This window comes from Pedobacter sp. Leaf176, from assembly GCF_001424305.1.
GTDB lineage: Bacteria > Bacteroidota > Bacteroidia > Sphingobacteriales > Sphingobacteriaceae > Pedobacter.
This window is the reverse complement of the sequence record NZ_LMPD01000001.1, coordinates 642,737-666,881: the sequence shown is the minus strand read 5'-3', so window position 1 is coordinate 666,881 and position 24,145 is coordinate 642,737. Positions and strand designations below refer to the sequence as shown.

The window sequence follows — 24,145 nt, the reverse complement described above, 5'->3', positions numbered from 1 at the left end:
TTTTATCATATCAATAGATGAAAGAATTACCTAAAAATTATGAGCTGAACGGGCAACCTTTTAATTGAAGCGAGCGTAACAGGAATAAATTTTAAAGAAAACCATATGCTAATCTACTTAAAAAAAACACGATTTGCTGTGCTGTGCATTGCTTTAGTGATTATGTCATCCTGTAAAAAAAGTACAGATAATTCCATTCAGAAAAAAGGAATTCAACTCGCAACAGATGCCAAATTTGGCACTATAATTACCGATAATTCGGGCAAAACACTTTACCTATTTGCTAACGATGTTGCCGGCACACCAACTTGTACGGGTGGTTGTGAAACAGTCTGGCCAATATATTATGCGGCCGATATCAGTACTGATTTGAACATTAATCCAGCAGAGGTTGGCGAAATTAGCAGAGCCGATGGCCGTAAACAAAGCACTTACAAAGGCTACCCGCTTTATTATTACCAAAATGATATTGCTATGGGTGATGTAAAAGGCGATGGCGTTGGAGGCATATGGTTTGTGGCAAAACCAGATTATTCTTTAATGTTGGCCAATGCCCAAATGATTGGCTTAAATGGAAAGCCTTACACTAGCAATTATACTGAAGGAACGGGATTAACAAAATACCTTACAGATGCAAACGGAAGGACGCTGTACGCTTTTTCTCCGGATAAAAACAATAAAAATACTTTTACCAAAGCGGATTTAAGCAACAATACCATTTGGCCGGTTTATGAAGCAGAGTTGAAAAACTTGCCTTCTATTATTACAAAGGATATGATTTCAGTAATTGATGTATTTGGCAAAAAACAAATGACCTATAAAGGATGGCCGTTATATTATTTTGGTCAGGATACTAAACGTGGCGATAATAAGGGATCGAGTGTAGGGCCGGCGCCTGGTTTCTGGCCGATGTTGAATGCAACGACGGTTCCACCTGCACCTTAGATAAAAGAGTTATTAATTAAGGAAACCGGCTGATATCTGATCAGCCGGCTTTTACTATTCTTCCAACAATGCCTGCCTTATTTTTTCAGCAGCCTCTGCAAGTGCTTCTTGTGTCGGCTTCAATTTTTCCTTGCTGAAATTCATATCGCTAACATTATTCATTGGGATGAGGTGAATATGCGCATGGGGAACTTCTAGTCCGATTACCGAAACGCCAACCTTTTTGCAGGGAAAAGCTGTTTTAACACCTTTAGCAACAATCTTTGCGAACATCCAAAGCCCAACATAGAGATCTTCTTCCATATCGAAAATATAATCTGTCTCAATTTTCGGAATCACCAAAACATGACCCGCAGTTAATGGCTGAACATCTAAAAAAGCAAGATATTCTACAGTTTCAGCAACAACGTGGGCAGGAATTTCACCGGCAACAATTTTTGAAAATATCGTCATAAAGGTAGAAGGTTAAAAGGTGGAAGGTATAGGGTTAAGCGTTTGGCGATAGGCCTTAATATCAATACCGCCAAACGCTATTCGCTTATCTCGAAATCTCTAAAACTTCGAATTGCATTTTACCGGCGGGCACCTCAATTTCAGCAAATTCACCGACTGATTTGCCTAGCAGCCCCTGCGCAATAGGCGACTTAACAGATATTTTCCCTGTTTTCAAATCCGCCTCACTTTCAGCAACCAATTGGTAGGTCATGGTTGCACCGTTTTTAACATTTTTAATTTTAACTATCGACAAAGCCAGAACTTTAGATAAATCCAACTTTGATTCGTCAATTAAACGGGCATTCGCCAATGTATTTTTTAATTTAGAGATTTTGGCTTCATGCAAACCCTGTGCTTCTTTCGCAGCATCATATTCTGCATTTTCAGATAAATCTCCCTTATCTCTCGCTTCAGCAATTGCTTTAGATATTAGCTGACGCCCGGTGGTCGTTAGATAATGAACTTCCTCTTTTAATTTATCTAAGCCCTCTTGTGTGTAGTACGTTACCTCTGTCATTGCTCTATTAATTTTTATTCAAACACTATAAAAAACAAACAAGACTATATAGTTGGTCTCCTACATAGTCTTGCTTCAATTATAACGAAGATAAAATGTGGAAATTACAAAAGCAAATAAAAGAACAGGATTTTCAGGATTAAACCCTAGATTTTCGGAATTTAGGGATTAACATGATTATAAACCGCATAAGTAACTCACAAAAATAATTATCAATTGCTTAAATTTAACGTATTCTATTCTGCACTTATTAGCGAAATCTGCGGAAGCTTTTTTTATAACAGAATTACCTGGCAATTATCCGTTCTTCCTTCACCCTAAATTCATTCATTATTTTTAGCTTAGTCGAAATTATTCAAAAATGAAAAAGTTAATTTCTCTGGCCCTCTTGGCTTATTTGGGAAGTTCTGTAGTTTCGGCACAGGAACTTTATATGCCCAGAAACATAAAAGCGGCATATGCAAAAGGCACACGTGCCATGAATGGTGCACCCGGGCCAAATTACTGGCAAAATCATGGCAAATATAACATGGACATTAAAGTTGATACCGACACAAAGGTTGTTAGCGGAAGCGAAGAAATTGTATACAGTAACAACAGTACCGATACCTTAAAAACACTTGCAATACGTTTCGTAAACAATTTACATAAACCTACCGCACCCAGAAGTGGCAGTGTGAGTCAGGATTTTTTAAGCGCAGGTTTAAGTATTTCGGCTTTTTCAGTTGATGGAGAAACGATTGCCGTTAATACCAAAGATTGGGGAACTGTTGGCAACGTCCGGTTGAAGAAACCTTTAGCGCCAAAATCAAAAATTACAATTAAAATTAATTGGGATTACCCTTTATCTAAAGAAAGCGGTCGCGAAGGACAAATAGATCCGACTACTTTATATGTTGCTTATAGCTACCCGAGAATTTCCGTTTACGATGATTACAACGGTTGGGACAGAATTCCGCATACCGATAGAGCCGAGTTTTACAATGACTTCAATGATTACACTTTCTCAGTTAAAGCACCAAAGAACTATGTGGTTTATGCCACGGGCGATTTATTGAATCCCGATGAAGTTTTACAGCCCGAAATTGCCTCAAGATTAAAAAAATCTTATTTAACAGATGAGATTCAGCACATTGCCAATGAGCAGGAATTGAAAGACGGCAAGGTTACCATGCAAAAAGACTGGAACACATGGAAATTCAAAGCCAACCACATTACCGATGTTTGTTTCGGTTTAAGCAGCACTTATTTATGGGATGCCGCTAGTGTTGTCGTCGATACAAAAGCCAACCGAAGAGTGAGCACTCAGGCAGCTTACAATGTAAAATCGAAAGACTTTCCAAACTCAGTTAAAAATAATCTATATGCATTGAACTGGTTTTCGAATAACTGGCCGGGCGTTCCATATCCTTTCTCAAAAATGACTGCTTTTCAGGGATTTGCAGACATGGAATACCCAATGATGGTGAACGATTCTGATACCGGCGATCCGGTTTTCGCGCAATTGGTTCAGGATCATGAAGTGGCTCACACCTACTTTCCATTCTACATGGGCATTAATGAAACGCGTTATGCCTATATGGACGAAGGTTGGGCGACGACATTAGAATATTTAATCGGAATTGCCGAACACGGGAAAGAAGCCGCAGATAAATTTTATAAATCTTTCCGGGTTCAGCGCTACATTAACGATAAATCGACTGAAGAAGACCAACCAATAATTTCGATGTCTGATCAGGTTTCGGGATCTGGTTATGGAAACAATTCCTACGGAAAAGCCTCGCTTTCTTACCTGGCTTTGAAAGATATGTTGGGCGACGATTTATTTAAAAAAGCACTTCATCATTATATGAATAACTGGAATGGTAAACACCCTATTCCATGGGATTATTTCAACTCAATGAATACGGGCTCCGGGCAGAATTTGAATTGGTTTTTCCAAAATTGGTTCTTCACAAATAATTACATCGACTTGGCTTTAACAAAGCCTCAAATTGCCAGCGGTAAAGCTACTTTTGTGATTAAAAACGAAGGCGGTTTTGCAATTCCTTTCGATATTTTAGTAACCGATACCGAAGGCAAAACAGAAACCATTCACAAAACACCTGCCGTTTGGAAAGCCAATCAAAAAGAAATGACCATGACAATTAACACCAATCGTAAAATAAAATCGATTAAGTTGGATGGTGGCATTTTCATGGATGCTACACCAACGGATAATGTTTACGAAGTAAAGTAGTCTTCAGCTCAAAATTTACAGTTGGCAGTTCTCAATCAGGAGAACTGCCGATTGAAAACGAAAACGGCCAACGAAAAACGGTTACCCATGCTCCGCTTTACAGTTTGCTTCGTGCTTAACAGGAAAATTAAGCGAATTTGCAATGAAACACATTTTATTCGCTTCTTTATGTAAAGATTCTGCAAGTTCAAAATGTGCCTTATCAGCTATTAAAACCTGTGGATGTAAAGTTACCTCTCTGAATTTACCACTTCCATCTGCCGATTCTTCCATCGTACCAACCGCCTCATCTTTATAATCGATAACAACAATTTCGTTTTTCGAGCATAAATGCAAATACCAAAGCATGTGGCAACTCGAAATTGACGCCAGCAGTAAATCTTCAGGATTATATTTTGATTTATCGCCCAAAAATGCAGAATCTGATGAACCCGAAATATCAGCTTTACCAGTTACAGAAATTAAATAATCGCGATCGTAGGAGCGGTAATCCATTGTACCCGAGCCTTTATTGCCTGTCCAGGTTACCGTTGTTTTGTATAAGTGATCTTTCGGCATGATGTAATTTTTAGAAATTGTATTGCCAATTTAAGAAATTAAGATTGATTTGAATGTGTTTCTGGGAAAGGTTTAAGAAGAGATTTAAGGGTTAGAGGGTAAAAGATTATATTCGCCAAGGATTTTACAACAGCTCCGCCAATGCTTCTCACTAAAACTTCCCTAACTAACTCAGAAAAAACCCAAATCTCTGGAATCTGGAATAATGAATATCCAGAATCATTAAACTTTATTGATTCGAATGGATTTGATAATTATTTAGCTGGTTTATCAGATCCTGTCCACTATTTACTAGAAGGTGAAAACGGTGAAATACTGGCCTGGGCCTGCAAATTTATTAGAGACAATGAAAAATGGTTCGCCATAATTATCGATAAAAAAATTCACGGCCAGGGCAAAGGAACAGCGCTATTAAATTCGCTAAAGGAAGATGAAACTGTTTTAACTGCCTGGGTTATCGATAAGGAAGCCGTAAAGTTAAATGGCGAAATCTATAAATCGCCACTAAACTTTTATTTGAAAAATGGTTTCTTGCTTTGTCCTGAAATCAGACTGGAAAATGAAAAAATGTCGGCGGTGAAAATTACCTGGAAGAAATAAATTCTATAAGGCCTTCAATTTTTCAGCTAAAACCTCTGAAATTTTGCGGTAAGAGTCGAATGTCCAACCACCAACATGCGGTGTTAAAATTACTTTTTCATTTGCTTTTAATGCTTCATACCAGCTTTTTTCGCCCAATGAAGGAAATTTTTCGGCCTCCAGAACGTCTAAACCAGCGCCCAGAATTTTACCCGATTCAAGATTATTAAGTACTGCCAACGTGTTAACTATTTCACCTCTAGCTGTGTTTATAAAGAAAATCGGTTTTTTAAAATGGAAAAAATATTCGTCATTAATCATTTGCCTGGTTTCGGAAGTTAGTGGAATATGTAAACTTAGCACATCACTATGCTTTACAATTTCTTCCATACTCACCTCACGGGCGAAGGCATCACTAAAACCGGTTTTATATTTATCATAAGCCATAACATCAACCTCAAAACCCGCAAGCTTTCTGGCAAAACTCTGACCCATGAAGCCATACCCAATGATACCAACCTTTTTTCCTTTCAGTTCGAAACCACGGTTCCCTTCCCTATTCCAAATTCCGCTCCTGATTTCCATGTCAGCCTTGCGGAAATTATTCATCAAGGCTAAAAGTAGACCTATGGCATGTTCTCCGACCGCATCCCGGTTTCCTTCGGGTGCATTTATGAGTTGAATATTACGCTCAAAAGCAATTTTATCGTCAATGTTATCCAAACCTGCACCTGCACGGGCAACGAACTTCAAATTCGGTGCAGCAGCAAAAACTTCAGCATCAATCCGGAATTTTGTTCTAACAGCAATGCCTTCATAAACAGCAATTTTATCCAGCGTTTCCCGGCGAGTAATTTTTGGCTCGTCATCTACCTCATAACCCAATTTAATGGCCGCTTCTTTAAATGCGGGATGCAAATCATCAACTATTAATATTTTTTTACTCATTATAAAACAAAAGTAACAATTTATGATTTTGGTTTAGTTTTTTAATTACGTGATGAAAGCAATTTTCTGGGCTTTATGATGCAAACAAGCCAATAAAAACCAACAAAAATATTACGGTGCAATGGCTGTAATAAAATAGTTACTGCACTTATTTTAAACTTCCTTGCCGTTTCTTTGTCACTCTTTACAAAAACTAATAAAACTTTTAAAATTTAATGAGACTATTACAATCAAAAACGATACTAATCACTACATTCTTTTTACTACTTTCCTTTAGTCTATTCGCTCAAACTGGTAGCAAAGCAAAAATTTCCGGTGTACTAAAAGATGCCAAAACTCAGGAGACCATCCCTTTTGCTACAGCAGTTCTAATCAATAAGGAAACCAAAGCGAATGCTAAAGTAGCACAAACAGATATGAATGGTGCTTTTACCATGGCCGATTTGCCAGTTGGAACATTTACATTCAAAATTAGCTTTGTTGGTTACCAAACCATGGTAAGAGATAACGTAACCATAACTGCCGCTACAGGCACGTTAAATTTTGGCGAAATTAAAATGAATCCTGCTGCGGGCAACATATTAAAAGATGTAACGGTAACTGCGCAAAAATCGGCTATCCAGATGGGTATCGATAAGAAAATTTTTTCAGTTGATCAAAGTTTAGTAAGTGAAGGTGGTTCAGCGGGCGACTTATTACAAAATGTTCCTTCAGTTTCAACCGATATGGATGGAAACGTAAGTTTACGTGGTTCTACGGGTGTAAAGGTTTTGATTGATGGTAAGCCCTCATTAATTGCAGGTGGTAATGTTGCCCAAATTTTACAGTCCATTCCTGCAAGTTCTATTGAGAGTGTGGAGGTTATTACAAACCCATCGGCTAAATACGATGCTGAAGGTCAGTCGGGTATAATCAACATTGTATTGAAGAAAAACACAAAATTAGGTTTTAATGGTTCGGCAGCATTAACGGCTGGTAACCGCGATAACTATAACGCAAATACAAATCTAAGTTTTCAAAACAGTAAATTGAATGTTTATGGGAACTACAGCTACCGTTATGGGAATCGTATTGGCGGCGGTTTTCAGGACATTACGTATAAAAACCCTGTAAGTTCTACAGCCTTCGCAAATCAGAATACATCTTCAAGTTCTTTAGATAAAGGCCATAATGCAAAAGCGGGTATTGATTATTATGTTGCTCCAAAAAGTGTGGTAAGTCTATCAGGTGGTTTTAACTCGAGGGAGAACGACCGTAACGAGGCGATAAGCATTAGTCAACTCGGCACATCTTTAAATCCGGTGTTACTTAGCAATAGAAATAACATTACTAGCGGAAGTGGAAACAGCTACGATTTAAACTTAGATTATAGCCAGAAATTTAAAAAACCTAAAGAGGAGTTGACCTTTAACTTTGGTTATTCTTATGGCACAAACGATAATGACCAGACTTACAATACGAACGTAACGAACTTAAACGGTGCTGCTATAAATTTAAACCGCAGTTTGCAGCGTACATTCAACACGGGTGATAACACAAATTACAACATTCAGGCGGATTATACCTTACCTGTTGGCAAAGCAGGAAAGATTGAAGCTGGTTATCGCAGTCAAATCCGCTTAGGCGATAATGGTCAGTATGCCGATTCAATTTTAACAGCTTCCAATATTTACATTGAGAATAATAAGTTAATTAATAATTTCGATAGTAAAGATCAGGTTCATGCTCTTTATTTAAATTATCAAAATCAAATTAAAGATTTCGGGTACCAATTAGGTTTAAGAGCTGAAGATGCCCGTCTTGATACCCATTTAGAAGGTTACACAAATAACATATTAACCGCCAGTGCTGGAAATATTCATTATAAAAGGTTGTATCCAAGTGTCTTTTTAACCCAGAAGCTGAAGGGGGATAATACAATTCAACTGAGTTATACCCGTCGCGTTAATCGTCCAAGACCATGGGATACAAACCCGTTTTTAGACGTCTCCGACCCGTTAAACTACAGGGGAGGTAACCCCAATTTATTGCCGGAAGATGTACATTCATTCGAATTGGGTTACAGCAAATACTTCAAAAAAGTAACTTTAACGTCCAGTTTATATTACCGCCAAACCAATGATGTTATTCAAAGGGTAAGAAGTACACCTGATATCAACGGAATCATCACATCTACGCCTCAAAACTTATCCCGTCAAATTAACAGCGGTTTAGAATTGATCGGTCGTTTCGATTTGGTAAAAGCGTTAAATTTTACAACAAACGTAAACTTATATCAAAGTAAGTTTTTTGGGGATCAGCGTTTCAATATTGCAACAACAAGTGGATTTAGCTGGAACGCCAACATAACTGGAAATTTAACTGTTGCAAAAAATGTATCGGTACAGGTACGTGGCGATTACCGTGCACCAGAGGTAATGGCACAAGGAAAACGCAATGCAATGTATGGTATCGATGGGGGTGCTAAATATGATTTCCCAAATAAAAAAGCATCACTTAGCTTCAATGTCAGAGATGTATTTAACACCCGCAGATGGAGCATGACAACAGAAGATGCCTCAACAATTGTCGATTTTCAACGCCAGATGCAAGGCACGATGGGAAACTTAACTTTCTCTTACCGTTTCGGAAAAACATTATTTAACAACACGAAGAAACCTAAAAAAGACGACCAACAGGAAAACAGACCAGATGAAGGTTCTTTCTAATTAACATAAAGCGCTTGAAGAAATTTAAGCGCTTTTTTTTATAATTCATTTATATTGCGTGATGGAAGAAATCAATCCCTGGAAAACCCTTGAAAGCGAAATCAAATACGATAACAACTGGATTCGGCTTACCGAACACCAGGTTATAAATCCATCTGGTGGAAAAGGAATTTATGGTGAGGTACACTTCAAAAATTACGCTATTGGCATTTTGCCTTTGGATGAAGATTACAATACCTGGTTGGTTGGCCAATATCGTTTTCCCTTAAAGGCTTATAGCTGGGAAATTCCTGAAGGTGGCGGTCCGCTGGGTGAAGAGCCGATCGAAAGTGCCAGGCGGGAGTTGCTTGAAGAAACCGGTATGAGTGCCAAAAACTGGAAAGAGATTCAGCGAATGCATTTATCAAATTCCGTGAGCGATGAGTTGAGTATCATTTATATCGCCACAGAACTAATTCAAGGTATTGCCATGCCTGAAGAAACAGAAGAACTTATTGTTAGAAAGCTACCACTCGAGGAGGCATATCAAATGGTGCTGAATGGTAAAATTACAGATTCGATGAGCGTTGCTGCAATTTTAAAAGCCAAACTAATGTTGTTAAATGGTGAATTATAAATTTATCCCATCAGATGTTCCTGGTGGAACATAAAAAATTGCACCCATTTTTCCAAATGGCAATTGTCCCGAAGGGACAAATACTTTGCGTTTATTAGCTTGTAGAAGAACATCGTCTTTAATATTTACAAATATTATTATGTGCCTTGCTTTTTGCTCCATCGGAGCAATTGCTTGATAGATCAGATAGGATAATATGTTTCGTTCCATTTGGAACGATTGGTAAAAATTAGGTATATTGTTTAAAATTGAAATATGCCAAATACATATACCCAATTACACATTCAATTTGTTTTTGCGGTCAAATATCGGGAAGCATTAATTAGTTCGGAATGGAAAGAAAGACTGCTGCAATATATTACTGGGATTGTGCAACACAATAATCACAAAATGCTACAAATTAATTCAATGCCCGATCATATTCATATACTAATTGGAATGCGCCCAAATCAGGCAATTTCCGCATTAGTTCAAAACATTAAAACAGAAAGTTCTAAATGGGTAAACCATAACGGTTTTAGTAAGAAACGATTTTCATGGCAAGAAGGCTTTGGTGCATTTTCTTACTCACAAAGCCATGTTAAAAATGTAATCAGGTACATTCAAAATCAAGAAAAGCATCATCAAAAGAAATCATTTCAAAAGGAGTACCTGGACTTTTTAAAAGCCTTTGAAGTTGAATATGATGAAAAATATATATTTGTCCCACTCGAATAATATTCGTTCTTATTGCAATAGACAATATTCCTATCTTTGCTTCATAAAACCATTCAATGAGCAAGCTTTTTGGCTACATTTTAAGCCCGGTATTTTACTTTTTTTTCGCCTTAAGTCTTTGTATTTTTCATCCGATCCAATGGATTTGCATTAAATTTTTCGGTTACAAGGCACATAAGGTTTCGGTTGATGCTTTGAATTTTTTTCTGACTTACTGCCAGATCTTTCTGGTGAATTCAATTTCCTTTAAAAATGAATTCGATTTACCAACCAACAGACCAATCATTTTTGCTGCCAATCACCAGAGCATGTATGACATTCCATCGCTGATTTGGTTTTTACGTAAACACCATGCCAAGTTTATTTCAAAAATTGAGCTTACCAAAGGCATTCCTTCAATCTCTATTAATTTGCGCGTTGGCGGTGGTGCAAACATCGATCGTAAAGACAATAAACAAGCAATTTCAGAAATTATTAAACTAGGGCGAAGGATGAAAGAAAACAACTGGAGTACAGTTATATTCCCTGAGGGAACCAGAGCTAAAGACGGGCAGCTGAAAACTTTCCAGTTTGGTGGAATTGCAACATTGCTTAAGGTTGTACCAAATGCGTTGGTTGTTCCGGTTGCAATTGAAAATTCATGGAAGATTGTACGTTTCGGGATGTTTCCTTTAACAGCCGGAAATGCCTTACGCTGGACGGTTTTAAAACCCATTGAACCTGGTATTAAAACACCAAATGAGATTACGCTAGAAATTGAAACGGAAATCAGGAAAATTTTGAACCAGTCAATCGAGCAACCTGCGGTTTTGTAATTTTCTAATAATCCGTATGTATAAAGGTTAGTTGGTTAATTGTTGAACTGGTTAATCGACGCTAAACGCCTGGCGCTTTCCATGTTTTTCTAGATGTTCTTATTTCCAATAACTTTGAAAAATTCATCTCTATAGGTATCGCCAACCGGAATAATCTTTTTGTTGATGGTAATACGGCTTCGCTCAATGCTTTCAATTTTATCCACCGCAACAATATAAGATTTGTGTACCCTTATAAACTGACTTTTTGGTAATGCTTCCTCCATTTTCTTCATACTCTGCAGAGTGATAATGCGCTCATCTTTTGTAAAAATAGAAATGTAATCTTTCAATCCTTCTATGTATAAAATATCATGAAGGTAAATTTTCTGAATTTTATGCTCGGTTTTAACAAAGATAAAGTCTTGAACAGGGTTTGGCGAACTTGAAAAAGGTGCAGGTGTAACTAAGGGTTGACTTTGTGGCGGAGCAGCATCGGCAGGTTTCGCCTGGTTATGCACTTTTTCCACGGCTTTATAAAAACGATCGAAAGCTATCGGCTTCAAAAGATAATCAGAAACATTCAAATCATAACTCTCTAAAGCGTACTGTGGATATGCTGTTGTCAGAATATAATTACATTTATTCCCAGCAATTTTTAAGAATTGAATACCGGTTAACTCAGGCATCTGGATATCGAGAAAAACCAAATCAACACCCCCACCCTGAACGATTTGTAAAGCTTCAATCGGGTTTTCGCATCTCTTAACCATGGTTAAAAAAGGCACCTTGGATATATAGTCTTCCAAAATATCAAGCGCTAAAGGCTCGTCATCAACAACAATACAGTTTAAGTTCATTTTTTTCAGTATTCGGTATCGGTTATTAACTCAGGATGTTCCTGGTTTTGCTTTTCAATTTGGTTCTTAATCTTCAGCGATAATCAAATATCAATCATCAGCTCGCAGGTGTAATGCGTAGCCGAATTTACAACATTTAATTTATATCTATCGGGATAAATCAGTTGCAGGCGGCGCTCAACATTGACTAAACCGACACCACCCTGTGCATCTTTATTTTGGTTATTCTTTTTATTAATGACGCTAAAATGCAAAATCTTTTGATTGGCAATAATTTCAATTTTAACAGGCTCTGCCGGATCATTCACAACACCATGCTTAAAAGCATTCTCCACAAAGGAAATGAGCATCAACGGAACTATTTTTTGATCGTCGATTTCACCATTCAAAACGATTTCAACAAAGGCGCCATCCTTAAACCTTATTTTTTGCAATTCGATGTAATTTTTCAGATAATCGACTTCCTTACTTAGGGCAACCGTAGGCGTATTACTTTCATAAATCATGTAACGCATAATTTCCGAAAGTTTCATTATTGCATCAGCTGTTTTGTCTGATTTTTGATAGGCCAGCGAATAAATGTTATTTAATGAATTGAACAGAAAATGTGGGTTTAACTGTGATTTTAAAAACTGAAGTTCCATTTCACGGCGTTCACTTTCCAGGTTACGTCGAATGCTCTGACTCGAAAACCAATCAATAATAAAACTAATGATACAACTACTGACCAGGAAAAAACCAGCTGAAAAAATACTATTGATCGCAAACGCATTTACGGAAAACTCGCGTACGTTCCCGTCAATCTTATACTTTAACAACTCCTCAGGATTTAAAACAGCAATGACCGTTTTTATCAGAGTGGCCGCAACGATTAATGAAATAAACGATAAGACGAAAAGCCAATATTTTTTGTGCTTCTTAATGAACTCAGGTATCAGAAAAATGTAATTTATATAGAATATAGATACATTAATTACACCAAAAACTCCAAAAGATAAAATATAATCTTTCATCGTATGGCGTTCTTTCTCAAAGAACAATGCCAACCCGATTATTAAGAGAATTATACCCCAAAAAATTATGTGTAAGATTAAAGGCCCTCTACTTTTTTTCATGTTACAATTATAGGAATTTAGGTCATCAGACCCACCAAAATGATTCAACCAAAATAAATAAAGAAATATTCTTATCAACTAAACAATCTACCAACTGGCATTTTTTTTCTACCAACGGCCCAATCGCCAAAATTTATCGACAAACGCCAAAAATACCCGTTTATCTATAATCTTGAACATTTGGTATAATAGATTTTAGCAGCGTTATTTTCTTGTGTTTCTTTGAATCATCAAAACAAAACAATTATGAAAACGCCAGCAGTAAACATCTCGAAAAATCAATTATCACTTTCTGCTGAAAGCTTCATCGCTCTTAAAATAAATAAACCTGTTATGAAAAAGTTAGCCAACACTTCGCCATTTTTACTTTTGTTATTGCCTGTCTTTATGATGATTGTATTAACACTTACTGTAAACACCAATCAAAATAACAATGCAGAAATAGTAGTTAAACCTGCCAAAGCTTCAACATCTATCGTGAAACAAGCAACTGCTATTTTTAAATAAGCATGAGCAATTTCGCCATTGAAACCGTAGGGTTAAATTATAACTTTGGCAATCAAACCGTTGTTAAAGATTTATTACTGCAAGTACCAAAAGGTAGCATTTATGGTTTTTTAGGGCCCAATGGTGCTGGCAAAACCACTACAATAAAAATTTTGTTAAACCTGCTTCAGTCTCCTGCTGATCAGGTTTTTATTTTTGGTAAAGAAATTAACAGCAATCGCATTGCGACTTTAAGGCGTGTAGGTGCTTTAGTAGAACAACCCGCCATTTACGGTCATTTAACCGGAAAAGAGAATCTTATCAACCGCTGTATTCTCTTAGGAATTAAAAAAAGTAAAGCCGATGAAATGCTTGCATTGGTGGGCTTATCCGAAGCTGCAAATAAAAAATCGGGTAAATACTCTTTAGGCATGAAACAGCGGTTAGGCATTGCTCTGGCACTTATTTCCGATCCCGAACTCTTATTATTAGATGAACCTACGAACGGCTTAGATCCAAATGGGATTATTGAAGTCCGTAATTTGATGATAGATCTGGCATCGAAACATAACAAAACCATTTTAGTTTCAAGTCATTTATTAGCAGAAATAGAACGCACGGCAACACACGTTGGCATTATAAATAAAGGACAATTACTGTTTCAAGGCACCATAAATGAACTGCACCTACTCAGCAAACCAATGCTCGAAATTGAAATTGATGATATCGTAAATGCAGCAATCCTAATTGCTGATTCGGGTTATGAAATTATCGAGCAAACAGATAGAAAGATAATTGTACCCTTTACTTCTCCGGAAGACAGCGGAATCCTGAACACGCTTTTAATTAAAAACGGCTTTACGGTTTCCAGTCTTTATAAACAGAGAAAAGATTTAGAAAATCTTTTCCTGGATATCACTAAAAATAATTAACCATGCGCTCACTTTATATTTCTCTAGTTTCCGAATTTTACAAATCAAGAAAAACACTGGCATTTTGGGCCGCGATTTTACTTCCAGTTGTTATTTGCAGCTTAGTCTCGTTCGGTTTTTATGCCAACTCGGATAAAATACTTAAAATGGGTTACCCTGGCTTATTGCTTTGGGCGCATTACAGTGGTGCAACTTTAAATGTTATGGGCATGCTGATTATGCCTTTCTATGTTATTTTTATGGCCTTTTCGGTCAACAACATCGAACATAAAAACGATACCTGGAAAACGCTTTTTGCCCAACCGTTAAATAAGTTCTCTATATATGCTGCCAAGTATTTGTATGCCGTCTTATTAATATTTATTTGCCTCGCTTTGTTTGCCGCATTAACCTATGGTCTTGGCCATTTACTACAGGCATCAGTTCCAAAATACACATTCAACGAATACAATCCATCGACAATTCTGTTTAATTCTTATGCTAAATTATTCCTTTCATCTTTAGGGATTTTATCACTTCAATTTATTTTAAGCTTAGTTTGGGGCGATTTTTTAAAACCTATGGGTATCGGTTTCGTAGGCACCATAATGGGTATCGTAACAGCAAGTTTAAATTGGCAGTACGCTTACCTAATTCCGTATAGCTTACCAACGCTTGCTTTAAGGATTACAAAAGTAAAGTCTGGCGGCGACCCTCTAGCCTTCGACATTTTTACGAAAGAGGTTTACACCAGTTTAATTTATGCTGCCGTGCTCTTCGTTATCGGCTACCTTATCGTTTCTAAAAAAAGTATAAAATAATTATCAGATTTTTTGGAAGGAATTAAAATATTCCAGTTAAAGCACACCCTTTTTCGTTCTAAGGCTGCACCAAAAAACCAAAATTGCGATAATCTTCCTTCAATAAGGTTTTAATCAAAAATTTTCGCTCCCATTATCTTTACCGGATCAAATGCGTCGAAATTCATGTAAAAATCTCATGGTAAAAGCGTTTAATCTATAATTAAACTTATTTTTAGGTAGAAAATAACCAACCTAACTTAAAAATGATAAAAAGATTTACAACAACAGCATTCGCTTTGTGCTTATGCATGTATGCTTTTGCTCAAGAAGCCCCCGATGCAGCCATTGTATCAAAAATCAGAAAAGAAGGATTAGAAAATTCCAAAGTAATGGACATTTCATTCAATCTTACTGATGCTAATGGACCACGTTTATCGAATTCACCTGGTTTAAAAAGAGCGCAGGAATGGGCAATGAAACAACTAACCGATTGGGGATTAAAAAATGTACACTTAGAAGCCTGGGGTACTTTTGGCAAAGGATGGCAGGTCGATAAATATTATGCCGCCACAACGCTGCCGTATTATCATGCAATTATTGCATCTCCAAAGGCCTGGACACCAGGAACCAACGGCCCGATTAAATCTAATGTGGTATTAATTAAAGCAGATAGTGTTGCCGACTTAGCAAAATACAAAGGCAAGTTAGCCGGTAAAATTGTTATGATGGATGCTGGTGCGCCATTAACAAGCGGAGCCAGACCAGATTTTTCTCGCTATGCAGATACAACTCTGGCTAAAATGGCAGAAGCAAAACCTATGGCTAGCGGTCAGAGAGGACCTCGCCCTGGTGGAGCAAACAACATGATGGCGCAAATGATGAAAATGCGTGAGGTACGCGCGGCAATGAGCGCAATGCTTGTTGAAGAAAAAGTAGGCTTAATTTTAACCTATGCCCGCGGCGGACAAGGAACTTTCTTTACAAGCAATGGAGCTTCTTACGCTTTAGATGCTAAACCCGTTTCTCCTGAACTCGAAGTTGCAGCTGAAGACTATTTGCACATCCTTCGCTTATTACGTGCTGGCAAACCGGTAGAACTAGAGGCAGACATCAAAACTTCTTTTTACGATCAAGATCCTAAGGGCTATAACGTAATCGCTGAAATTCCTGGTACGGATAAAAAACTTAAAGATGAATTGGTGATGATTGGTGGTCATTTTGATTCGTGGCACGCCGCAACGGGGGCAACAGACAATGCAGCGGGTTCCGCAGTTATGATGGAAGCGATGCGGATTTTAAAATCAATAGAATTTAAGCCAAAACGCACCATCCGCATCGCACTGTGGAGTTCAGAAGAACAGGGCTTATTTGGTTCAAGAGGTTACGTTGCAAAACACTTTGGCGACCCGAAAACCATGGTTTTAACAACCGATCAGAAAAAAATATCTGCATATTATAACTTAGATAACGGAACAGGAAAAATCAGAGGCGTTTATTTGCAAGGTAACGAAGCAGCAGGCCCAATTTTTAAAAGCTGGCTAACCCCATTCGCAGATTTAGGCGCAACTACAATTACGGTGAGCAACACTGGTGGTACCGATCACCAGGCATTTGATGCTGTTGGTATTCCTGGCTTCCAGTTTATTCAAGACCCAATGGATTACAATACACGTACACACCATAGTAATATGGATACTTACGATAGGTTAGTTGAAGACGATTTAAAGCAGGCTGCAACAATTATTGCATCTTTCGTCTATAATACATCGCAACGCGATGCACAAATCCCAAGAAAGGCGTTGCCAACTGCACCTGCCGCGGCTTCAAGCGGAGCGACTGCACCTGCCCGTAATTAAATTTAAATATGCTCAAATAAGAATGGTCCCGATTTTCATCGGGACCTTTTCTTTGGATTGTTTTCACAATCCTAACTAAAGCTAAAAAGATAGATGGCTTACTGATGTAAGCAATTTAATTGAGGTGTTTGAGAGGCGTGCTGCGACAGCAATCTTTTTAATATTATTTAACCAGACGATACATATGTTGTAATCATTAAATTCCTTTAAAATTCTCTTTATTTTATATTTCTTCCGGAAATATTACAAATAAAATCAATAAGTAATTTGTAGTGATATAGTCAGGCAGTTTGGTTTCTACTTTATTTAAATGATTTGGCTCTCAATTAAAAAGCCTAATCATTACGCTTTCATTGATTCAAATTTAAATGTATAAACACTAAATCTCAGGATTGAAACACCCTTTTTAACAGGGTAATTTTACGGTAATTTTGAAGGTAATTTTACGGTTGATAAACTGCGTATTTATAACCATTTTTAAGCCGTAAACAAACAATCCTTATGACAGAAAAATTCCTTACAAAAGATGGTTCAGAAAATACCGTCCCCTTAGATATTGCTAAAAAAATGACTGCAGCCTTTAGAGAATGCCAAACAACTGGTAAAGGCACCTATACTGAAGCAGCATGGTTTCCGGCCGGGCAAATTGCCCAACTTGCCGAAAAGGTAAAAAGTTTTGGCGGAGATGGTGTAAGGGTCTATTTCGCAAGGTATACTCAGGAAATAATCGACGCAATTAATAAATTGGATTATGGAGATAAAATACCGGATAGTTATGTTGATATGAATACCGTACTGTTTGTTGTTACCAAAGTAATTAATGGTGTGCCAAAAACAGATTATTTTACGGATAAATTAGGCCATGGCCATCCTCATAAAAAAGGAAATCACCCAATTTGCAACCCTCCTTTACCAACAGATCCGGATAACAGAGGGGGCTTGTGCCCAAATGAATGTGATGGTGGAAGTCCTTTAATGAACTAATATTAAGATGACTAACACCACCCTTAATGCGATACCTTTTTAGTTTTATAGTAATTACAGAGCTTATAAGTTTGTTTTTTGGAATTATATTTCTAATAAGAGATAAATCTGTTTTCTGGCGAACCTTATTACTTTATCTTTTTTTATCTGTAGGAACCGAAATACTGGGTAAGTTCTGTGCAAAAACTTACCATACTAACCTCCTGGTTTACAACATCTATATCTTTATAGAAATTAGCTTTATTTCCTATGGCTTTTACGTATTTCTAAATGAGTATGCGGATATTAAAAAGCTAATATTTTCAGTTTATTTGGCTATCCTGATAATCTATATTGGGTATTTTATTTTCTATGGAATAAATAGCTATAACATACTTACCGTAAGTATTATTTCGGTTGTGTTTGTTGTATATGCCCTGATGTATTTTTATCTGCTGCTTAAAGATGAGAATTATGTTGACTTAAAATTCCACCCCGCATTCTGGTGGATTGGCGGTACGTTAATTTTTTACTTTGGTGGCACATTAGCTAATTTTTTTGATGATATCATTCGAGAAAATTCATTCGGAAAGTATGGCACCAGACTATTTATATACAATACACTTAACGTATTCTTACACGGTTTTTGGATTTACGCCTTTATATGCAGAGCTCGCCAACGGAAAGTATGTCAATAATTTTATTAGCCTCATTGGTTTTTTTATTGATGCCAATATTCTTATTACTTTACATCAGATCGTATAATCGTCACAAAAAAAATCATTTTGTGGAAAAAGAAAACATGCGTCAAAAGTTTGAATCCGAAATATTAAAAACGCATATCGAAGTTCAGGAACAAACCATGCAAACTATCGCGACCGAACTGCATGACAATATTGGCCAGTTATTAAGTTTAACAACCTTAACTTTAAATTCCATAAATGTACCTGAAAATGAGAAAGCTTCTGAAAAAATAGAAAATTCACTTTCTTTGGTTAATAAATCAATTAAAGAAATAAGAGAGCTTGCCAAAATTTTACATGGAGAACAAATTGTCGAATCTGGTATCGGAAATGCGATAGAACAGGAAATAAACTGGTTAAAAAGAGTTGGCGGTTATGAACTTCAGGTGAGCAACAATTTATTGGAATTAAGTGTTTCTTCTCCCGATAAGGATTTAATTATTCTCCGGCTCTTGCAGGAAATAATAAACAATATTATTAAACATGCACAGGCGACTTCAATTCATATCGATACCTATCTGAAAAATGAAACCTTATTCTTAACGGTTAAAGAAAACGGTATCGGTTTTGACTATGAGGCAGCCAGAACTAAGAAAACCGGGATAGGCCTGGCATCTATTCAAAAAAGAGTGGAATTAATAAAAGGAAAAATAGAAGTAAATTCGGTTGTGGAAAAAGGCACCTCTATTTTCATTGAAATACCATATCCATAGTATGCAAACAGAAATCTTATCTATAGGCATTGTAGACGACCATACGCTTTTTCGTTCAGGTGTTGCCAATCTTTTATCAGAATTTGATGAAATAAAAGTCGTTTTTGAGGCTAAAAATGGCATCGACATGCAAAAACAGTTGCAACTAAATCCAGATGTACAGCTTGTCTTAATGGATATTAATATGCCGATCATGGATGGTTACGCGGCAACCCGCTATGTAAAAAAAGAATATCCACGGGTAAATGTGTTGGCCCTGAGCATGCATGAAGATGAAAATGCAATAATCGGAATGTTAAAAGCAGGTGCGGGAGGCTATGTTTTGAAAGGCTCCACACCGTCCGAGTTAATCGCAGCAATCAAAGCCATTATTGATAAAGGTTTCTATATAAATGAAATGGTTTCCGGAAGATTACTATTTTCACTTAAACAAGAAGAACCGAAACCTCTAATTACAGAAAAAGAACTCACATTTCTGCAGCACTGCAGTACGGAATTTACCTATAAAGAAATTGCAGAACTGATGAATATCAGCCCTAGAACAGTAGATAATTACCGCGAATCTTTGTTCGCCAAACTCAATATAAAAACGAGAACCGGCTTGGTTGTTTACGGAATTAAGCACAATCTCATTAAAATTTAAACCTAAAACGAGTAAAAAATAATTGCCAAAATATTTGTTTAACTAATTAATTAGTTTTAACTTTAATATCACAGACATATTTTGTCTGTTTCTATAATCAAAATAAAATGGATATTAAAGATTTAACTAAAGCTGAAGAGCAAATTATGCAAGTGTTGTGGCAATTGGAAAAAGCATTTGTTAAAGAGGTAATTGATGAATTACCATTTCCAAAACCAGCCTATAATACAGTATCTACAATCATCAGAATTCTTGAAACTAAAGGATTTATTGGACATGAAGCTTTCGGTAAAGCACACCAGTACCATCCTTTAATCAGTAAAGAAGAATATAAACGCCATGCTACCGAAAAATTATTGGGTAATTATTTCGAAAACTCAGTAGAAAGTATGTTTTCATTTTTTGTTAAAGAAGAGAAACTGGATTTAAGTGATGTGGATGAAATTTTAAAAATGATTAATAAAATTAAACACAAACCAAGATGAGTTTTGCCCATTACCTTCTGCAGGTAAACTTATATTTAATTGTTTTTTACGGCTTTTACAAGCTGCTTTTAGATAAGGAAACCTATTTTACTCTAAATCGTTTCTATTTGGTTACAGCAGGGATTTTATCCCTGAGCATACCGTTTATACGATTAGAATGGCTTACCGAACAAAGGGTAGCCCAACAGGTTTATACTACCGTTAGATGGGATGCTGTTTTACAACAAGCTACAATTGTAACAGAAGGGCAAGGGAACTTTAATTGGGCTAACTTATTTGTGTATGCATATTGCGGTGGAATTCTATTCTTCTTTTCCCGTTTAATTTTCAACCTGCTTCTCGTAAACAGACTTATCAGAAGAGCAAAAGAAGGCTCAGCTTTTTCTTTTTTTGGCAAGAAAGTGATTGATTCGGCGCTTCCGCAAAGGGCTGTAATTGATAGTCATGAGGAAGCGCACATTAAACAATGGCATAGCCTGGACATCTTATTTTTCGAAGCAATCGGAATCGTAACCTGGTTTAATCCTGTAATTTATTTTTATAAAAAAGCGATAAAAAATATTCACGAATTCTTAGCAGATGAACATGCCGCTGAATTTCAAGGCGACAAAGCTGAATACGCCATGCTGATTTTAAGTAAATCATTTGGAATCAGACCGAATGATTTAACCAGTAATTTCTTCGATAAATCTTTAGTCAAAAGACGCATATACATGCTTCACAAAGAACGTTCTAAGAAGACGGCAATACTTAAATATGGTATCTCAATTCCATTATTTGCTATTTTTATCGTATTCTCATCGGCTACCATTAGAAAAAACCAAAAACTCCTCGCTTTCTCGGAACAAATTCCATTGGAGAAACCGCTTAAGCTGGTTCAGGAAATAGTAACAGAACCAATGCAGCTAAACTTTGCGGAAACTACTCCTGCAAAAGTTGTTATTCAAAATTTACCAGTTGAGCAAGACTGGGAGGACTTTTATAATTTTTTGAGTAAGTCAGTGGTCTATCCAAAAGATGCGTTAGAAGATAATTTACAAGGTAACGCGCTGATAAAGTTTACATTAAGAAACGGCAAAGTTAGTGACTTAAGTACCAATGCAGATTTAGGAAAAGGATGTGATGAGGAAGTTATGAAAGCAATTCTATCCTTTAAAGGCTTTAAAAACGTAGCGAATGGCAAATATGCGTTAAAAGTCGCTTTTAGATTGAATGGTTCCGAATCCGAAATTCAAAATAAAACCATTAATAATACTGAAGGCCACAAAGAATTGGAGCAGCTTAATGTTACCGGCTATGCACCTTCAGTAACTTCCGATGCCACAGAAGAGGCTGGCACCGAAAAAGTTTATGACTTTGTCAGCATTGAAAAAGTTCCAGAATTTCCAGGTGGAATGAAGAAGTTTTATGAATATTTAGGTAAAAGTATCAGATATCCTAAAACGGCCCAAAACAATAACGTGCAGGGGAAGGTTTGGCTATCTTTTACTGTGGAAAAAGACGGCGAACTAAGCGATATTAAAATTACCCGCGGCTTAGGCAGCGGTACAGATGAAGAAGCACAGCGAGTATTAGCAGAATCACCGAAATGGATACCTGGCATTCAAAATGGGAAAGCGGTCCGCGTTAAATACAATATAAATATAAATTTTACGCTCAGTACGGAAAGTGAAAAATCGAAGCCAACTGTAGAAAATATGACTTCAACTTCATTGAGCATTAAAGATTTTGAAGGAAAAAAAACGCCTTTAGTTGTCCTTGATGGTGTAATACAGGGAAACAATGCATTGAAACATATAAATCCTGAAACGATTGAGTCAATTTCAATTTTAAAAGACGCTGGTGCTTACGCCACTTATGGAAATAGCGGTGCTAATGGGGTAATATTAATTACTTCTAAAGTGAGTAAGATCAGCCTCTTTAAACAACCTCAATTTCCACAACCATTATTGGATAACTCATCGAGCATTATAAAAACGAAACTATAATTTTGTATGAAGAAGTTATTTCTAATCACCACATTACTTATTGGTGCAATTTCGAACGGACATTCGCAAAATAGTTCAGATAGCTCCATAAAAGTATCCTATACCGTCAAAAAAACGGGCATTAAAAAACCTCTGTATATAATTGATGGTGTTAAACAAATAAATCCGGAATCTATTACCGACAGTTTTCGTCCGGATTCGATAGCAGAAATCACAATTCTGAGGCACGATGATGCAATAAAATTATTTGGAATTGAAGCAATTGATGGTGCGATTGTCATAACCACAAAATCAATGAATAAGCAGGTGGATAAAATAAATTTAGAGCAAAAGAATAGCATTTTGCCGAAAGAAAAAGATATAAACAGCCCAGCCAATTTTAGGGCTTATAACGACACTTTCGAAAAAGGAATAGCCATAAAATCATTAAACGGTAAACCGAATATTACCTTCAGAGGCATTGACAAACAATTTTTACCCAATTACAATGATGCAATTTATATTTTAGATGGGCAGAAAATAGAAAAGGAAGCATTGAGTTGGTTAAACCCGAATACAATCAGAGCGTTTCAATATTAAAAAAAGATTCTGCAGTTGTACAATATGGCCCGCAAGCTTACAACGGGGTCATTATCATTAATACAAAACCTGTAAAAAAGTCTGAACATTGAGGTAAACCGGTAGATAAAAACTAGGTTGACCCATTCCCGAAAACTTATTAATTCAAATGAATCTAATGCGAAAATTAGGTATGAGGAATACTTTGCTAAAAATTAACAACAAAAATAAAAACTTATTATCATGAAAAGATTATTGATTTTACCAACTTTGCTATTTATTTTAATGGCCGGCAGCCTAACAAGCAAAGCACAAAAAATTTACGATTTCGTATCAGTAGATAAAATACCGGAATATCCTGGTGGCATTAAGAAGTTTTACGAATACTTAGGAAAAAATATTAAATACCCTGATGTTGCGAAGAAAAACAAAACACAAGGTAAGGTTTGGTTGTCTTTTATTGTCGAAAGAGATGGTCATTTAAATGATGTGGAAGTTATCAGAGGCTTAACTAAAGAAACTGATAAAGAGGCCGTTCGGGTGCTCTCCGCATCTCCTAAATGGAATGCAGGGGTAATCAAAGGTAAGCCTGTAAGGGTTAAATACAATATAAATGTGAATTTCTCTCAAAGTTAATGCAGGTATCACTTATAAACACAAAACCCCGGCAAAAATTGTCGGGGTTTTATGTTTTCTCTCCTGTCTCGGAACAATAAATTTATAAAACATTTAATTGATATACAAACTTTACAGAATAAAATTTTAAAATAAATTATTAATTAATATGCTAACATAGAATTTTCCTCATTTTAACAAATTATAATCTGTTTCGTTAAGTTTACTTACCTTTCATTTATTTATTTTATTTAAAATATTCACATCCCCTTTACACTAAAAAGCCCCAA

The 24,145-nt window shown here is 36.5% G+C and carries 26 protein-coding genes; 19 read left to right on the top strand and 7 right to left on the bottom strand.

Going from position 1 to position 24,145, the window contains the following annotated elements:
- Nucleotides 1–105 precede the first annotated feature (105 nt).
- The gene (locus ASF92_RS03010) at nt 106–945 is read left to right on the top strand and encodes a hypothetical protein (protein WP_082489433.1); all 840 of its coding nucleotides are present in this window, start codon (nt 106–108) and stop codon (nt 943–945) included.
- Between the two features lie 54 nt (nt 946–999).
- On the opposite strand, the gene ASF92_RS03005 is transcribed toward ASF92_RS03010, so the two are convergent.
- On the bottom strand, nt 1,000–1,398 hold the full coding sequence (locus ASF92_RS03005) for an HIT family protein (protein WP_056087577.1): 399 nt from the start codon (nt 1,396–1,398) through the stop codon (nt 1,000–1,002).
- Nucleotides 1,399–1,483: 85 nt separating this feature from the next.
- Entirely contained in the window at nt 1,484–1,957 is a 474-nt protein-coding gene (gene greA / locus ASF92_RS03000; RefSeq protein ID WP_047798983.1) for a transcription elongation factor GreA, read from the bottom strand.
- Nucleotides 1,958–2,318: 361 nt separating this feature from the next.
- Between greA and ASF92_RS02995 the strand changes: the two genes are divergently transcribed.
- On the top strand, nt 2,319–4,196 hold the full coding sequence (locus tag ASF92_RS02995; protein WP_056087573.1) for a M1 family metallopeptidase: 1,878 nt from the start codon (nt 2,319–2,321) through the stop codon (nt 4,194–4,196).
- An 81-nt stretch (nt 4,197–4,277) separates the two neighbouring features.
- On the opposite strand, the gene ASF92_RS02990 is transcribed toward ASF92_RS02995, so the two are convergent.
- On the bottom strand, nt 4,278–4,754 hold the full coding sequence (locus ASF92_RS02990) for an OsmC family protein (RefSeq protein WP_056087570.1): 477 nt from the start codon (nt 4,752–4,754) through the stop codon (nt 4,278–4,280).
- A 141-nt stretch (nt 4,755–4,895) separates the two neighbouring features.
- On the opposite strand from ASF92_RS02990, the gene ASF92_RS02985 reads away from it, so the two are divergent.
- Nucleotides 4,896–5,354 carry a GNAT family N-acetyltransferase gene (locus ASF92_RS02985; RefSeq protein ID WP_056087567.1) on the top strand — a complete coding sequence of 153 codons (459 nt, stop codon included), beginning with the start codon at nt 4,896–4,898 and terminating at the stop codon, nt 5,352–5,354.
- Nucleotides 5,355–5,357: 3 nt separating this feature from the next.
- On the opposite strand, the gene ASF92_RS02980 is transcribed toward ASF92_RS02985, so the two are convergent.
- Nucleotides 5,358–6,281 (bottom strand): NAD(P)-dependent oxidoreductase, encoded by a 924-nt coding sequence (locus ASF92_RS02980; RefSeq protein WP_056087565.1) that lies wholly within the window; start codon nt 6,279–6,281, stop codon nt 5,358–5,360.
- A gap of 215 nt (nt 6,282–6,496) precedes the next feature.
- Between ASF92_RS02980 and ASF92_RS02975 the strand changes: the two genes are divergently transcribed.
- Entirely contained in the window at nt 6,497–8,989 is a 2,493-nt protein-coding gene (locus ASF92_RS02975) for an outer membrane beta-barrel family protein (RefSeq protein ID WP_056087562.1), read from the top strand.
- 61 nt (nt 8,990–9,050) lie between these two features.
- Nucleotides 9,051–9,605 carry an NUDIX hydrolase gene (locus ASF92_RS02970; protein ID WP_056087559.1) on the top strand — a complete coding sequence of 185 codons (555 nt, stop codon included), beginning with the start codon at nt 9,051–9,053 and terminating at the stop codon, nt 9,603–9,605.
- Here ASF92_RS02970 and ASF92_RS02965 read toward each other — a convergent pair.
- Complete coding sequence (locus ASF92_RS02965) at nt 9,600–9,815, bottom strand: hypothetical protein (protein WP_056087557.1); 216 nt, start codon at nt 9,813–9,815, stop codon at nt 9,600–9,602. The genes ASF92_RS02970 and ASF92_RS02965 overlap by 6 nt on opposite strands.
- 45 nt (nt 9,816–9,860) lie before the next feature.
- Here ASF92_RS02965 and tnpA point away from each other — a divergent pair, with 45 nt between their 5' ends.
- Nucleotides 9,861–10,322: an IS200/IS605 family transposase gene (tnpA, locus tag ASF92_RS02960; protein ID WP_056087553.1), complete on the top strand. Its 462-nt coding sequence runs from the start codon at nt 9,861–9,863 to the stop codon at nt 10,320–10,322.
- A 56-nt stretch (nt 10,323–10,378) separates the two neighbouring features.
- Nucleotides 10,379–11,137, top strand: a complete 759-nt coding sequence (locus tag ASF92_RS02955; RefSeq protein WP_056087552.1) for a 1-acyl-sn-glycerol-3-phosphate acyltransferase — start codon at nt 10,379–10,381, stop codon at nt 11,135–11,137.
- Between the two features lie 89 nt (nt 11,138–11,226).
- Here ASF92_RS02955 and ASF92_RS02950 read toward each other — a convergent pair whose 3' ends face one another.
- Nucleotides 11,227–11,976 carry a LytTR family DNA-binding domain-containing protein gene (locus ASF92_RS02950; RefSeq protein ID WP_056087549.1) on the bottom strand — a complete coding sequence of 250 codons (750 nt, stop codon included), beginning with the start codon at nt 11,974–11,976 and terminating at the stop codon, nt 11,227–11,229.
- 83 nt (nt 11,977–12,059) lie between these two features.
- Nucleotides 12,060–13,091, bottom strand: coding sequence for a sensor histidine kinase (locus ASF92_RS02945; protein WP_056087544.1), 1,032 nt, complete (start codon nt 13,089–13,091; stop codon nt 12,060–12,062).
- A 246-nt stretch (nt 13,092–13,337) separates the two neighbouring features.
- Between ASF92_RS02945 and ASF92_RS02940 the strand changes: the two genes are divergently transcribed.
- The 12 genes from ASF92_RS02940 to ASF92_RS02885 all read left to right on the top strand — a co-directional run bounded on the left by ASF92_RS02940 (nt 13,338) and on the right by ASF92_RS02885 (nt 23,876).
- Nucleotides 13,338–13,598, top strand: a complete 261-nt coding sequence (locus ASF92_RS02940; protein WP_056087541.1) for a hypothetical protein — start codon at nt 13,338–13,340, stop codon at nt 13,596–13,598.
- Between the two features lie 2 nt (nt 13,599–13,600).
- Nucleotides 13,601–14,509: an ABC transporter ATP-binding protein gene (locus tag ASF92_RS02935; RefSeq protein ID WP_056087539.1), complete on the top strand. Its 909-nt coding sequence runs from the start codon at nt 13,601–13,603 to the stop codon at nt 14,507–14,509.
- Between the two features lie 2 nt (nt 14,510–14,511).
- Nucleotides 14,512–15,309 (top strand): ABC transporter permease, encoded by a 798-nt coding sequence (locus ASF92_RS02930; protein ID WP_056087536.1) that lies wholly within the window; start codon nt 14,512–14,514, stop codon nt 15,307–15,309.
- A gap of 245 nt (nt 15,310–15,554) precedes the next feature.
- Entirely contained in the window at nt 15,555–17,147 is a 1,593-nt protein-coding gene (locus ASF92_RS02925; RefSeq protein ID WP_056087533.1) for a M20/M25/M40 family metallo-hydrolase, read from the top strand.
- 501 nt (nt 17,148–17,648) lie between these two features.
- On the top strand, nt 17,649–18,131 hold the full coding sequence (locus tag ASF92_RS02920; protein ID WP_056087531.1) for a hypothetical protein: 483 nt from the start codon (nt 17,649–17,651) through the stop codon (nt 18,129–18,131).
- A 26-nt stretch (nt 18,132–18,157) separates the two neighbouring features.
- The gene (locus tag ASF92_RS02915; RefSeq protein ID WP_056087528.1) at nt 18,158–18,808 is read left to right on the top strand and encodes a hypothetical protein; all 651 of its coding nucleotides are present in this window, start codon (nt 18,158–18,160) and stop codon (nt 18,806–18,808) included.
- Between the two features lie 89 nt (nt 18,809–18,897).
- Nucleotides 18,898–19,566: a sensor histidine kinase gene (locus ASF92_RS02910; RefSeq protein ID WP_197413215.1), complete on the top strand. Its 669-nt coding sequence runs from the start codon at nt 18,898–18,900 to the stop codon at nt 19,564–19,566.
- A gap of 1 nt (nt 19,567) precedes the next feature.
- Nucleotides 19,568–20,209, top strand: coding sequence for a response regulator transcription factor (locus ASF92_RS02905; protein ID WP_056087522.1), 642 nt, complete (start codon nt 19,568–19,570; stop codon nt 20,207–20,209).
- Nucleotides 20,210–20,316: 107 nt separating this feature from the next.
- Complete coding sequence (locus ASF92_RS02900) at nt 20,317–20,694, top strand: BlaI/MecI/CopY family transcriptional regulator (RefSeq protein WP_056087520.1); 378 nt, start codon at nt 20,317–20,319, stop codon at nt 20,692–20,694.
- Nucleotides 20,691–22,682, top strand: a complete 1,992-nt coding sequence (locus tag ASF92_RS21335; RefSeq protein ID WP_056087515.1) for a M56 family metallopeptidase — start codon at nt 20,691–20,693, stop codon at nt 22,680–22,682. Before ASF92_RS02900 ends, ASF92_RS21335 begins: the two co-directional genes overlap by 4 nt.
- A 6-nt stretch (nt 22,683–22,688) precedes the next feature.
- Entirely contained in the window at nt 22,689–23,261 is a 573-nt protein-coding gene (locus ASF92_RS02890) for a hypothetical protein (RefSeq protein WP_056087511.1), read from the top strand.
- Nucleotides 23,262–23,483: 222 nt separating this feature from the next.
- Complete coding sequence (locus ASF92_RS02885; protein WP_056087508.1) at nt 23,484–23,876, top strand: energy transducer TonB; 393 nt, start codon at nt 23,484–23,486, stop codon at nt 23,874–23,876.
- The last annotated feature ends 269 nt before the right edge of the window (nt 23,877–24,145 follow it).

Excerpts from the sequence above, each read along its gene's own strand:
- ASF92_RS02920 (WP_056087531.1), top strand. The coding sequence starts at position 17,649 with ATGACAGAAAAATTCCTTACAAAAGATGGTTCAGAAAATACCGTCCCC.
- ASF92_RS02990 (WP_056087570.1), bottom strand. The coding sequence starts at position 4,754 with ATGCCGAAAGATCACTTATACAAAACAACGGTAACCTGGACAGGCAAT.
- ASF92_RS02980 (WP_056087565.1), bottom strand. The coding sequence starts at position 6,281 with ATGAGTAAAAAAATATTAATAGTTGATGATTTGCATCCCGCATTTAAA.
- ASF92_RS02975 (WP_056087562.1), top strand. The coding sequence starts at position 6,497 with ATGAGACTATTACAATCAAAAACGATACTAATCACTACATTCTTTTTA.
- ASF92_RS21335 (WP_056087515.1), top strand. The coding sequence starts at position 20,691 with ATGAGTTTTGCCCATTACCTTCTGCAGGTAAACTTATATTTAATTGTT.
- ASF92_RS02940 (WP_056087541.1), top strand. The coding sequence starts at position 13,338 with ATGAAAACGCCAGCAGTAAACATCTCGAAAAATCAATTATCACTTTCT.
- ASF92_RS03005 (WP_056087577.1), bottom strand. The coding sequence starts at position 1,398 with ATGACGATATTTTCAAAAATTGTTGCCGGTGAAATTCCTGCCCACGTT.
- ASF92_RS02930 (WP_056087536.1), top strand. The coding sequence starts at position 14,512 with ATGCGCTCACTTTATATTTCTCTAGTTTCCGAATTTTACAAATCAAGA.
- ASF92_RS02915 (WP_056087528.1), top strand. The coding sequence starts at position 18,158 with ATGCGATACCTTTTTAGTTTTATAGTAATTACAGAGCTTATAAGTTTG.
- ASF92_RS02945 (WP_056087544.1), bottom strand. The coding sequence starts at position 13,091 with ATGAAAAAAAGTAGAGGGCCTTTAATCTTACACATAATTTTTTGGGGT.
- ASF92_RS02935 (WP_056087539.1), top strand. The coding sequence starts at position 13,601 with ATGAGCAATTTCGCCATTGAAACCGTAGGGTTAAATTATAACTTTGGC.
- greA (WP_047798983.1), bottom strand. The coding sequence starts at position 1,957 with ATGACAGAGGTAACGTACTACACACAAGAGGGCTTAGATAAATTAAAA.
- ASF92_RS02885 (WP_056087508.1), top strand. The coding sequence starts at position 23,484 with ATGAAAAGATTATTGATTTTACCAACTTTGCTATTTATTTTAATGGCC.
- ASF92_RS02995 (WP_056087573.1), top strand. The coding sequence starts at position 2,319 with ATGAAAAAGTTAATTTCTCTGGCCCTCTTGGCTTATTTGGGAAGTTCT.
- ASF92_RS02905 (WP_056087522.1), top strand. The coding sequence starts at position 19,568 with ATGCAAACAGAAATCTTATCTATAGGCATTGTAGACGACCATACGCTT.
- ASF92_RS02900 (WP_056087520.1), top strand. The coding sequence starts at position 20,317 with ATGGATATTAAAGATTTAACTAAAGCTGAAGAGCAAATTATGCAAGTG.
- ASF92_RS02965 (WP_056087557.1), bottom strand. The coding sequence starts at position 9,815 with ATGGAACGAAACATATTATCCTATCTGATCTATCAAGCAATTGCTCCG.
- ASF92_RS02950 (WP_056087549.1), bottom strand. The coding sequence starts at position 11,976 with ATGAACTTAAACTGTATTGTTGTTGATGACGAGCCTTTAGCGCTTGAT.
- ASF92_RS02970 (WP_056087559.1), top strand. The coding sequence starts at position 9,051 with ATGGAAGAAATCAATCCCTGGAAAACCCTTGAAAGCGAAATCAAATAC.
- ASF92_RS02890 (WP_056087511.1), top strand. The coding sequence starts at position 22,689 with ATGAAGAAGTTATTTCTAATCACCACATTACTTATTGGTGCAATTTCG.
- ASF92_RS02925 (WP_056087533.1), top strand. The coding sequence starts at position 15,555 with ATGATAAAAAGATTTACAACAACAGCATTCGCTTTGTGCTTATGCATG.
- ASF92_RS03010 (WP_082489433.1), top strand. The coding sequence starts at position 106 with ATGCTAATCTACTTAAAAAAAACACGATTTGCTGTGCTGTGCATTGCT.
- ASF92_RS02955 (WP_056087552.1), top strand. The coding sequence starts at position 10,379 with ATGAGCAAGCTTTTTGGCTACATTTTAAGCCCGGTATTTTACTTTTTT.
- tnpA (WP_056087553.1), top strand. The coding sequence starts at position 9,861 with ATGCCAAATACATATACCCAATTACACATTCAATTTGTTTTTGCGGTC.
- ASF92_RS02985 (WP_056087567.1), top strand. The coding sequence starts at position 4,896 with ATGCTTCTCACTAAAACTTCCCTAACTAACTCAGAAAAAACCCAAATC.